This window comes from Streptomyces lycii (assembly GCF_009735685.1).
Classification (GTDB): domain Bacteria; phylum Actinomycetota; class Actinomycetes; order Streptomycetales; family Streptomycetaceae; genus Streptomyces; species Streptomyces lycii.
The window spans coordinates 1-11413 of sequence record NZ_WHPN01000134.1; the positions used below are offsets into that span (position 1 = coordinate 1).

General features: G+C 72.3%; 9 protein-coding genes. 3 read left to right on the forward strand and 6 right to left on the reverse strand.

Going from position 1 to position 11413, the window contains the following annotated elements; all coding sequences use genetic code 11:
* The 5 genes from ilvC to GCU69_RS05780 all read right to left on the reverse strand — a co-directional run.
* Positions 1–974 (reverse strand): ketol-acid reductoisomerase (gene ilvC / locus GCU69_RS05760; protein WP_156205306.1); only part of this gene is annotated, 974 nt, incomplete at its 3' end.
* A gap of 109 nt (positions 975–1083) precedes the next feature.
* Positions 1084–1608, reverse strand: coding sequence for an acetolactate synthase small subunit (gene ilvN / locus GCU69_RS05765; protein WP_098749710.1), 525 nt, complete (start codon positions 1606–1608; stop codon positions 1084–1086).
* 33 nt (positions 1609–1641) lie between these two features.
* Positions 1642–3510 carry an acetolactate synthase large subunit gene (locus tag GCU69_RS05770; protein WP_176604537.1) on the reverse strand — a complete coding sequence of 623 codons (1869 nt, stop codon included), beginning with the start codon at positions 3508–3510 and terminating at the stop codon, positions 1642–1644.
* Positions 3511–3714: 204 nt separating this feature from the next.
* Positions 3715–6705, reverse strand: coding sequence for a putative bifunctional diguanylate cyclase/phosphodiesterase (locus tag GCU69_RS05775; protein ID WP_170315782.1), 2991 nt, complete (start codon positions 6703–6705; stop codon positions 3715–3717).
* Between the two features lie 325 nt (positions 6706–7030).
* Complete coding sequence (locus GCU69_RS05780; RefSeq protein WP_098749708.1) at positions 7031–7969, reverse strand: 2-hydroxyacid dehydrogenase; 939 nt, start codon at positions 7967–7969, stop codon at positions 7031–7033.
* A gap of 115 nt (positions 7970–8084) precedes the next feature.
* On the opposite strand from GCU69_RS05780, the gene GCU69_RS05785 reads away from it, so the two are divergent.
* From GCU69_RS05785 to GCU69_RS05795, 3 genes are all read left to right on the forward strand, one after another.
* On the forward strand, positions 8085–9122 hold the full coding sequence (locus tag GCU69_RS05785) for an aldo/keto reductase (RefSeq protein ID WP_098749724.1): 1038 nt from the start codon (positions 8085–8087) through the stop codon (positions 9120–9122).
* Positions 9123–9332: 210 nt separating this feature from the next.
* Positions 9333–10490 (forward strand): PQQ-dependent sugar dehydrogenase, encoded by a 1158-nt coding sequence (locus GCU69_RS05790; RefSeq protein ID WP_156205307.1) that lies wholly within the window; start codon positions 9333–9335, stop codon positions 10488–10490.
* A 209-nt stretch (positions 10491–10699) separates the two neighbouring features.
* On the forward strand, positions 10700–10879 hold the full coding sequence (locus GCU69_RS05795; RefSeq protein ID WP_098749706.1) for a DUF6191 domain-containing protein: 180 nt from the start codon (positions 10700–10702) through the stop codon (positions 10877–10879).
* Positions 10880–11077: 198 nt separating this feature from the next.
* On the opposite strand, the gene GCU69_RS33495 is transcribed toward GCU69_RS05795, so the two are convergent.
* Positions 11078–11413, reverse strand: a 336-nt coding sequence (locus GCU69_RS33495) for a helix-turn-helix domain-containing protein (RefSeq protein ID WP_235978265.1), incomplete at its 5' end; no start/stop codon positions are given.

An 11413-nucleotide genomic window follows, 5' to 3' on the forward strand; every position in this document is an offset into this window, starting at 1 on the left:
ATGAGCTTGCGCAGCTCGCGGCCCGTGGTCTCCAGCTTGGAGTCCGAGTCGGTCTTCTTGTACTCGTTGTACTTCGGCAGACCGGAGTGGTACTCGTCCATCCAGGTGCGCGCGAACGAGCCGTCCTGGATCTCGGCGAGGACCTTCCGCATCTCGGCCTTGGTGTTGTCGTTGATGATGCGGGGGCCGGTGACGTAGTCGCCCCACTCGGCGGTCTCGGAGACCGACCAGCGCATCTTGTCGAGGCCGCCCTCGTACATCAGGTCCACGATCAGCTTGAGTTCGTGGAGGCACTCGAAGTAGGCGATCTCCGGCTGGTAGCCCGCCTCGACGAGGGTCTCGAAGCCCGCCTTGACCAGCGCGGCCGTACCACCGCAGAGGACGGCCTGCTCGCCGAAGAGGTCCGTCTCGGTCTCCTCGGTGAAGGTCGTCTTGATGACGCCGGCCCGGGTGCCGCCGATGCCCGCGGCGTAGGACAGGGCGAGCGCGAAGGCGTTGCCCGTGGCGTCCTGCTCGACGGCCGCGATGCACGGAACGCCGCGGCCCTCCTCGTACTGGCGGCGCACGAGGTGGCCCGGGCCCTTCGGGGCGACCATGCAGACGTCGACGCCCTCCGGCGGCTGGATGAAGCCGAAGCGGATGTTGAAGCCGTGGCCGAAGAACAGCGCGTCGCCGTCCTTCAGGTTGTCCTTGACCGACTCCTCGTAGACCTTGGACTGGATCGGGTCCGGGACGAGGATCATGATCACGTCGGCCTCGGCGGCTGCCTCGGCGGGGGTGACGACGCGCAGGCCCTGCTCCTCGGCCTTCACCTTGGACTTGGAGCCCTCGTGGAGACCGACGCGCACGTCGACACCCGAGTCGCGCAGCGACAGCGCGTGGGCGTGGCCCTGGCTGCCGTAGCCGAGGACCGCGACCTTGCGGCCCTGGATGATGGACAGGTCGGCGTCGTCGTCGTAGAACAGCTCGGCCACTTCGGGTATCTCCTTGACTCTCTTGCGTTTCTCACGCGGGAACTCGCGGGAATGCGCAGTGTGCGTCCCACCGTATGCGGCGGGGCGGGGCATGCGGCTGAAGGTCTCGCTATGCGGTCCGGTCGAGCGCGCGCAGCGACCGGTCGGTGATCGACCGCGCGCCGCGGCCGATGGCGATCGTGCCGGACTGGACCAACTCCTTGATGCCGAACGGCTCCAGCATCTTGAGCATGGCCTCCAGCTTGTCGCTGCTGCCGGTCGCCTCGATCGTCACGGCCTCCGGGGAGACGTCGACGGTCTTCGCGCGGAAGAGCTGGACGATCTCCACGATCTGGGAGCGGGTCTCGTTGTCGGCGCGGACCTTCACCAGGACGAGTTCCCGCTGAACGGCGGAGCCGGGCTCCAACTCGACGATCTTCAGCACGTTGACGAGCTTGTTGAGCTGCTTGGTCACCTGTTCCAGCGGCAGCGACTCCACGTTCACCACGATGGTGATGCGGGAGATCTCGGGGTGCTCGGTCACTCCGACGGCGAGCGAGTCGATGTTGAAGCCGCGGCGGGAGAACAGCGCGGCGATCCGGGCGAGGATGCCGGGGGTGTTCTCCACCAGGACGGAGAGCGTGTGCTTGGTCATGGGGTCTCTCTTCTGCTTTCCGCGTCCGCCTGCTCAGTCTTCTTCGTTGTCGCCGAAGTCGGGGCGCACGCCGCGCGCCGCCATGACCTCGTCGTTGGAGGTGCCCGCCGCGACCATGGGCCAGACCATGGCGTCCTCGTGGACGATGAAATCCACGACGACCGGCCGGTCGTTGATCGCGTTGGCCTTCTCGATCACCGCGTCCAGCTGGTCCGGGTCCTCGCAGCGCAGCCCGACACAGCCCATCGCCTCGGCGAGCTTGACGAAGTCGGGGACACGGGTCCCGCGCGGCGCCTCCTGCGGGGGCTCGGCGCCCGCGACGGCGGGGCCGGAGTGCAGCACGGTGTTGGAGTAGCGCTGGTTGTAGAACAGGGTCTGCCACTGGCGGACCATGCCCAGCGCGCCGTTGTTGATGATCGCGATCTTGACCGGGATGTTGTTCAGCGCGCAGGTGACCAGCTCCTGATTGGTCATCTGGAAGCAGCCGTCGCCGTCGATCGCCCACACGGTGGCGTCGGGGCGGCCGGCCTTGGCGCCCATCGCGGCGGGGACCGCGTAGCCCATGGTCCCGGCGCCGCCGGAGTTCAGCCAGGTGGCGGGCTTCTCGTAGCCGATGTAGTGCGCAGCCCACATCTGGTGCTGGCCGACGCCCGCGGCGTAGACGGTGTTCTCCGGGGCCAGCTCGCCGATCCGCTCGATGACCTGCTGCGGGGAGAGGCTGCCGTCCTCCGGCTGGTCATAGCCCAGCGGATAGGTCTCCCGCCAGCGGTTGAGGCTGTCCCACCAGTCGCGGTAGTCACCGGTGCGGCCCTCGTCGTGCTCGGCCTGGACGGCGACCACCAGGTCGGCGATGACCTCCCGGGCGTCACCGACGATCGGGACGTCGGCGGCACGGTTCTTGCCGATCTCGGCGGGGTCGATGTCCGCGTGCACGATCTTGGCGTACGGGGCGAACGAGTCGAGCTTGCCGGTGACGCGGTCGTCGAAGCGGGCGCCCAGCGCCACGATCAGGTCGGCCTTCTGCAGGGCGGTGACCGCGGTGACCGAGCCGTGCATGCCGGGCATGCCGACATGCTGCGGGTGGCTGTCGGGGAAGGACCCGAGGGCCATCAGGGTGGTGGTCACCGGTGCGCCGGTCAGCTCGGCGAGCACCTTCAGCTCGGCGGTCGCGCGGGCCTTCATCACGCCGCCGCCGACATACAGCACCGGCCGCTTGGCGCCGGTGATCAGCTTGGCGGCCTCCCGGATCTGCTTGGCGTGCGGCTTGGTGACGGGCCGGTAGCCGGGGAGGTCGGTCTGCGGCGGCCAGCTGAAGGTGGTCTTCTTCTGCAGCGCGTCCTTGGCGATGTCCACCAGGACCGGGCCGGGCCGGCCGCTGGCGGCGATGTGGAAGGCCTCGGCGATGGTCCGGGGGATCTCCGCCGGGTCCGTGACCAGGAAGTTGTGCTTGGTGATCGGCATCGTGATGCCGCAGATGTCCGCCTCCTGGAAGGCGTCCGTGCCGATGGCCGCGGAGGCCACCTGGCCGGTGATCGCCACCATGGGGACCGAGTCCATGTGGGCGTCGGCGATCGGGGTGACGAGGTTGGTGGCGCCCGGGCCGGAGGTGGCGATGCAGACGCCGACCTTCCCGGTGGCCTGCGCGTAGCCGGTGGCGGCGTGCCCGGCGCCCTGCTCGTGCCGGACGAGGACGTGGCGGACCTTCGAGGAGTCCATCATCGGGTCGTAGGCGGGGAGGATCGCACCGCCCGGAATGCCGAATACGGTGTCGGCGCCGACTTCCTCGAGAGAACGGATGAGGGACTGCGCGCCCGTGACGTCGGTCTCGACAGCGGTGGGCCGCTGTCCTCCGCTACGGGTGCGCGGCTGCGGGTGGTGGGCCCCGGTGGCCTGCTCGGTCATCGGCATTCTCTTCTCGATGATGTTCTGCGTGGGTTTGAGGGTGTCGGTGCAACAAAAAACCCCCCGTGCCGTGAGGCAAGCGAGGGGAGCGCGCCGGTGCGATCAGCAGGGCTTCGTGAGCGGCCTGCTTCAGCCGACGCGCTGTCCAAGTACGAAAATTCGGGTGCGCATGGCTCTGACCCTCTCTCCGGCGCGGCAGGAGTGTCAAGTGGGTGGGACGGGAGTCTCACTATTCGAGCGAATCGGTGGTCCGGACACCGCCTCCGACACCGTCTCCGGACCGCTCTCCCACGATTCTCCGGGATAGGCGGCGGCGCTTCCCACCGCCCGGCGGGGCAGCGCCTCCCGGCCTTCGGGGATCCGCACCGGCAGCGGCCCGCCGGCCAGCACGGCCTCCCTGAGGCCACCGGCGCGCGGCACGGGATAGTCGCCGCGGGCCAGGGCCCGGCGCAGCCGGTGCTCGTCCAGCGGGCCCGAGAAGGCCGAGCCCTGGCCGTGGGTGCAGCCCATGGCGCGCAGGGCCACCACCTGCTCGGGCCGGTCCACGCCGTCCGCGACGGACTGCAGGCCGAGGTCCGCGGCGATCCGCAGCAGCCCGGCGGTGATCTTGTAGAGCCGGACCGAGTCGACCACCCCGTCGACGAGTTCGCGGTCGATCTTCAGGACGTCCACCGGGAGCCGGCGGAGCGCGTTGATCGCCGCATAGCCGCCGCCGAAGGCGTCCAGGGCGATCCGGACGCCCAGCCGCCGGAGGGCCGCCAGGCGCAGCTCCAGCTCGTCCAGCGGGGTCTGCGGGTCGCTCTCGGAGAGTTCCAGCAGCAGTCCGCCGGAGGGCAGCCGGTGCCGGGTGAGGAGGGCCTCCACGGTGCCCATCGGCATCGTGCGGTCCAGCAGCCGGCGGGCGGGGAGGCGGACGAGGACCGGTGCGGTCTGTCCCGCGCGGTGCCGCTCGGCGGCCTGTTCGACCGCCTTCTCCAGCAGCCACCGGCCCAGCTCCGCGCTGCGGCCGGCCGTGTCCCTGGACCGGCCCCGCTGGGACACCCGCAGGAACTCGGCGGGGGTGAAGAGCGTGCCTTGGGCCGACCGCCAGCGCGCCTGCGCGGCGACCGCGGTGAGCCGGCCGGAGCCCAGCTCGACGACGGGCTGGTGGAGCAGGGTGAACTCGCCGTCCTCCAGGGCGGCGCGGAGCCGGCCGGTGAGCTCCGCGCGGCGGACCACCTCGGCCTGCATCTGCGGGACGTACAGCTCGACGCGGTTCTTGCCGCCGGCCTTGGCGCGGTACATCGCCAGGTCGGCGTTGCGCATGAGGTCGCCGGGGGTGATGCCGGGGTCGGCGAAGGCGACGCCGATGCTGGCGGCGACCCGCACCTCGGTGCCCGACACCCGGTAGGGGTGGGAGAGGGCGATGCGCAGCCGGTCGGCGATCTCGTGCACGCGGTACTGGCGGGTGGCGTGGTCGCGGCCGCCGTCGCCGAGGATGAGGGCCGCGAACTCGTCGCCGCCGAGCCGGGCGGCGGTGTCCCCGGACCGTACGGAGTCCTGGAGCCGGCGGGCCGCGTGCACCAGGAGTTCGTCGCCCGCCTGGTGGCCGACCGTGTCGTTGACCGCCTTGAACCCGTCGAGGTCGATGAAGAGCACGGCGGTGCCCGGGTCGGTGCTGCGGCGGCCGCCGAGCGCCTGCCGGACCCGCTCGGTGAACAGGGCCCGGTTGGGGAGGTCGGTGAGCGGGTCGTGCTCGGCGTTGTGCCGGAGCTGGGCCTGGAGCCGGACCCGCTCGGTGACGTCCCGGCTGTTGAGGATGAGGCCGCCGTGGTGGCGCTTGACGGTGGACTCGACGTTGAGCCAGCGGCCGCCGGCGGCCCGGCCGGCGCCCGCCCGGAACCGGCACTCGATACGGGTGGTGGTCTCCTCCTCGGGGGCGGCGAGGAAGCGGCGGATCTCGTGCATCACCCCGCCCAGGTCGTCCGGGTGGATCAGGGAGGCGAGCCGGGAGCCGATCAGCTCGTCGGCCTCGATGCCGTAGACGCCCGCCGCGGCCGGACTCACGTACCGGAGCACGCCGTTGGGCGCCGCGATCATGATGACGTCGCTCGAACCCTGCACCAGGGAGCGGAAGTGGTTCTCCTTGTGGGCCAGTTCCTGGGTCAGGCTGATGTTGTCCATCAGCATGATCCCCTGACGCACGACGAGCGCGAGGACCACGGTGCACGCGGTGAAGATCACCACTCGGTCGACCCGGCCGCCGTCGATCACCGTGTGCAGGATGCCCAGGGTGCAGACGGCGGCGGCGAGATACGGGGTGAGCGCGCCGAGCGATCCGGCGATCGGGCGGCCGATGTGGTGCACGGCGGGCCGGGCCCGGACACGGCGGGGCTCCTTGCCCTGCTCCCCCGCGGACTCTTTCCGGTCACCCGCCCACGGGGCGTAGGCCAGCAGCAGCGAACCGGCGAACCAGCCGGCGTCGAGGAGCTGCCCGGAGCTGTATCCGTCGCGGACGAGCGGCGAGGTGAACAGCGCGTCGCAGAGCACGGTCAGGGCGAGGGCCGCGATGGCGGTGTTCACCGCGGAGCGGTTGGCGGACGAGCGGCGGAAGTGCAGTGCGAGCACCATGCTGACCAGGGCGATGTCGAGGAGCGGATAGGCGAGGGAGAGGGCGGCGTGGGCCACGCTGTCCGTCGCGCCGTGCGCGGTCTGCGCGAGGGCCAGGCTCCAGGACAGCGTGAGCAGCGAGCCGCCGATCAGCCAGGCGTCGAGCCCGAGGCAGACCCAGCCGGCCCGGGTGACGGGCCGTTTCGCCAGCACCAGCAGGCCCACGATGGCCGGCGGCGCGAACAGCAGGAAGCAGAAGTCGGCGGGCGAGGGGCTCGGCACGGGCTGGCGCCGCACCACCTCGTACCACCCCCAGACGAAGTTGCCGCCGGCGGCCATCAGCGAGGACACGGCGAACAGCAGCCAGGCCGGGCGGAAGCGGGTGGCGCGGGAGCGGGCGTACCAGAAGCAGGAGACGGCCGCGGCCAACGCGGCGGCGCTGAGCCCGAAGTCGCCCATGACCAGGGCGAGCGTCCGCGATCCCCAACCGAGGGCGGCGCCTGCGGCATAGCCCCCGCAGGCGACGGCCAGCACGAGTTGGGGGAGGATGCTCGCGCTTCCGGCCGGGGCCGGCGGCCGCGAGGTCACCGCCCCCGGGACGGTCACCGGACCGCCCTGGGCGGTGTCGTCCTGCGGCGCGGTCTGCGCATCAGTGCACGGACCGGTGGTCGCTCGCGGTAGGTGTGTCCCGTCAGTTCGCTCCGTCGGCCGCGCATCGCCCGCTGCCCCCCTCGAGTCACGGTCTTTCTGCCGCACCGCCCCGTCTTCCCTCTGCGGCACAGGCCCCGTCGGGACGATACACCAGATCGGTCACGCTGCGACATAGGTTACCTACACAGTGTGACGGCAGCAGGGGTGGGGCGCACACTCCGCGCCCGTCCGCATGCGCTCCGTGTCCGTGCGCGGGAGGTGCGGCGTCCCCGTCCGGGAGTCAGCCCGCCCGGGCGACCCGGTGCGCCGGCGGCTCTCCGGCCGCGTACCGCGTCAACTGCTCGCGCAGCAGCCGCTTGGCGCGCGGCAGGAAGGCGGACGTGGGGCCGCCGACGTGCGGCGTGATCAGCACCCCGGGCGCGTGCCACAGGGGATGACCTGCGGGCAGCGGCTCGGGGTCGGTGACGTCCAGGGCCGCGCGCAGCCGTCCGGACTCCGTCTCGGCGAGCAGCGCCGCGGTGTCGACGACCGCTCCGCGGGCGACGTTCACGAGCAGCGCGCCGTCCTTCATCCGCGCCAGCGTGCGCGTTCCGAAGAGCCCCCGGGTGCTGTCGGTGAGCGGTGTGGCGACAATGACCACGTCGGCGTCGGGCAACAGATCGGGCAATGCGTCCATCGGATGCACAGGCCCGCGCGTGGTGGTGCGAGCGGCGCGCGCGACGCGCGCCACCCGCGCGCACTCGAACGGCGTGAGCCGGTCTTCGACAGCGCTGCCGATCGCTCCGTACCCGACGATCAGCACGCTCTTGTCGGCGAGCGCGGGCTGGAAGCCGGAGCGCCACTCCTCGGCGTCCTGGCCGCGGACGAAGCCGGGGATGCCCCGCAGCGACGCCAGGGTGAGGGTGAGGGCGAGTTCGGCGGTGCTCGCGTCGTGCACCCCGCGGGCGTTGCACACGACCGCGCCGCGCGGCAGCCCGGAGACGGCCGGCTCGATGAAGTCCGTGCCGGCGGTGAGCGTCTGCACCACGCGCAGGGACGTCATCTCCTTCAGCGGCCGGAGGGTCACGTCCGGACTCTTCATGTAGGGCACGCCGTAGAACACACAGCGGGCGGGGTCGGCCGGGAACTCCGGCGCCCCGTCCCAGTGCAGGTAGCGGAAGCCGTCGGGAAGGCCGTCGATCTCTTCGGGCGGAATGGGCAGCCACACGTCGGAACTCATGGTCAGGAGGCTATGCGAAGTCGGCGGGCGGCAGAGGTTACTGTGCTGCGGGGGCGAACAGCCCCCTGGCCGCGGCATGGCCCAGGAGGGGTGCAGGACAGGGGTGCAGGACCAGGTGGAGCGCAGGACGATCGGCGCGGGGGCGCTCTCGGTGGGTTCCGTGGGCCTCGGCTGTATGCCCATGAGCTGGGCCTACACCACCTCACGGCAACACGGTGAGCGCTCGCTGCGCGCGGTGCACGCGGCGCTGGACAGCGGGACGACGCTGCTGGACACGGCCGACATGTACGGCCCGTTCACCAACGAACTGCTGGTGGGACGGGTGCTCAGGGAGCGGCGGGCGGACGCCTTCGTCTCCACCAAGTGCGGGCTGCTCGTCGGCGAGCAGCACATCGTCGCCAACGGCCGCCCCGGCTATGTGAAGCGGGCCTGTGACGCCTCGCTGCGGCGGCTGCAGACCGATGTGATCGACCTGTACCAACTGCACCGGGCGGATCCCGAGGTGCCGGTCGAGGAGACCTGGGGCGCGATGGCCGACCTCGTCAGGGCGGGGAAGGTGCGCACGCTGGGGCTGTGCGCGGTGGGTGCCCGGGCCGAGCGGGAGTCGGAACTGCGGGTGCAGCGCGGCCGGCGGCGGGCGGCGGGCACCGGACTGCGCGGTATGCACGACGCGACGCTGCGGCAGTTGGAGCGGGTGCAGCAGGTCTTCCCGGTGAGCTGTGTGCAGGCCGAACTGTCGGTGTGGTCACCGGAGGCGCTGGACACGCTGCTGCCGTGGTGCGAGTCCCGGGGCGTCGGTTTCCTGGCGGCGATGCCGCTGGGGAATGGTTTCCTCACCGGAACGCTCACGCCGGGCGAGGGGTTCGAGCCGGACGACGTACGGGCGCGCCATCCGCGGTTCACGGCGGAGATGATGGCGGCCAACCAGCCGCTCGTCGCCGGGCTGCGCCGGATCGCGGCCCGGCACGGGGCCACCACCGCGCAGGTGGCGCTGGCCTGGGTGCTGTCCCGCGGCCGTCATGTCATCGCGCTTCCCGGGACCAAGCGGGCGGAGTGGGCGGTGGAGAACGCGGCGGCCGCGCGGCTGAGCCTGACCGACCGGGACCTGGCGGAGATCGCCGCGCTGCCGCCGGCTCAGGGGTCCTGGGACTGACGCGCGGGGCGGGGGACCTGCGCTCGGGCACCGGGCCGGGTCGGCCCGGGATGGGGCAGGGACCGGCCCGGTAGGGGGCGGGCATCGGGCCCGGGCGGGGCGGGCACCCGGTCACGCGTGGGGAACCTCATTGCGTTCCGCGATGTTGTACGAGCAGTGTGGTGCTCCCCCGCACCGCCCGACCGGACTCGACCGGAGAGGACCGTCCCCGTGCGACGCCCCGCTGTGACCGTATCCACCGCGCTGGCCGCCGCCGCGCTCCTGCTCGCCGCCGGCTGTTCGTCCGGCGGCGGGGACCCGGAGAAGTCCGCGAGCCCCTCGCCCACCTCCGGCGGCAGCCGCTCCGCCGCTCCTTCCGCGTCCTCCTCGCCCGCGCCCGCGAAGGGTTCGGTGAAGGTCGCGGAGACGGTCGCGGAGAATCTGGACTCGCCGTGGGGCCTCGCCCCGCTGCCGGGCGGCGACCTGCTCGTCTCCTCGCGGGACACCGGCAAGATCCTCCGAGTCGACGCGGACAGCGGGAAGAAGACCGAGCTGGGGACCGTGCCGGGGGTGGCCGCGGCGGGCGAGGGCGGGCTCCTCGGGATCGCCGTACCCGAGGACGAGGAGATGGTGTACGCCTACTTCACGACGGCCTCGGACAACCGCATCGTGCGGATGCTCTACTCCGCGGACAAGCCGCAGGGCTCGCAGCTCGGGGCCCCGGACACCGTTCTCAAGGGCATCCCGAAGGGCATCACGCACAACGGCGGCCGGATCGCCTTCGGCCCGGACGGGATGCTGTACGCGGGCACCGGCGAGGGCGGCCGGGAGGACTTGTCGCAGGACCGGGACTCGCTCGGCGGCAAGATCCTCCGGATGACGCCCGACGGCGAGCCGGTGCACGGCAATCCGGAGGCCGACTCGGTCGTCTACTCCTTCGGGCACCGCAATGTGCAGGGCCTGGACTGGGACAAGGACAAGCGGCTGTGGGCGGCGGAGTTCGGGCAGGACACCTGGGACGAGCTGAACCGCATCGAGCCCGGGAAGAACTACGGCTGGCCGGAGGTCGAGGGCAGGGAGGACGGGGACGAGCGGTTCGTGGACCCGGTGGAGCAGTGGACCACCGAGGAGGCCTCGCCGAGCGGCATCGCCCTGGCCGAGGGGTCGGTCTGGATGGCCTCGCTGCGCGGTGAGCGGCTGTGGCGGATCCCGCTGGACGGCACGGAGCCGGTGGCCGAGCCGCAGGCCTTCCTCGAAGGGAAGTACGGCCGTCTCCGCACCGTCGTCGCCACCGGGGACGGCGGTCTGTGGCTGGTGACCAGCGAGACCGACGGCCGCGGCTCCCCGGGCGGGGCCGACGACCGCATCCTGCGGCTGGAGGTGAGCTGAGCCGCTCCCCGTCGGGCGTCCGCGGACTCCGGTGCACGCCCGGCCGGGTCCACGTCCGGTCCGGTGCACGGCCGGTGTACGTCAGGCCCGGTGTACGCCCGGCCCGGTGCACGTCCGTTCCAGGTTTGTCCGGATGGGGTGGCCGGTCCGGTGTCCGGTGTTCGTCCGCTCCGGGTCCCGGGTGGTCCGGGGGCAACAGGAGGCAGCGCGTGTTCAACCTCATCGAGGAACTGTTCGCCCCGGGTCGCAAGCACACCGAGGACGAACGCAACCGGCTCGAACTCGTCGTCCAGGACACCGGGGACGCCGATCCCGGCAGGGGTCCGGTGGATCTGCTCTCGGGCCGGGTGACGATCAGGCTGCCCGAGCCGCGCGACGGGGCGGCCTGACCGGGCCGCCGGGGCAGGGCAACCGGGGCAGGGCAACCGGGGCAGGGCAGCCGGGACCACCGGCCGCCACCGCTCTCCGCCCCAACACCCGTCCCCGCAGGCCCGTACCCCACACCCGTCGCCGCAGCCCGTCACCACACGCGTTGCCCCGCACGCGCTTCCCCCGACACCCGCCCGACCGGGCTCGGCCCGCGGCTCTCAGCCGGTGCGCTCCGGTTCGGCGAACAGCCGGAGCCGGTGAGCCAGCGCCGCCGCCTCGCCCCGGCCGGAGACGCCCAGCTTCGCCAGGATGTTGGAGACGTGCACGCTCGCGGTCTTGGGCGAGATGAACAGCTCCTCGGCTATCCGCCGGTTGCTCCGCCCCGCCGTCACCAGCCGGAGCACGTCGCGCTCCCGGGGTGTCAGACCGAGTGACTCCGCCGGCCCGGCCGCCGCCGTCCCGCTCGCGCACGCCTCCGCACCGGCCGCCGCGACTCCGTCCGCCGCCGTCCCCTCCGCCGCGGGCCGCGCCCCGGTGGGCAGGCCCGGCAGCGC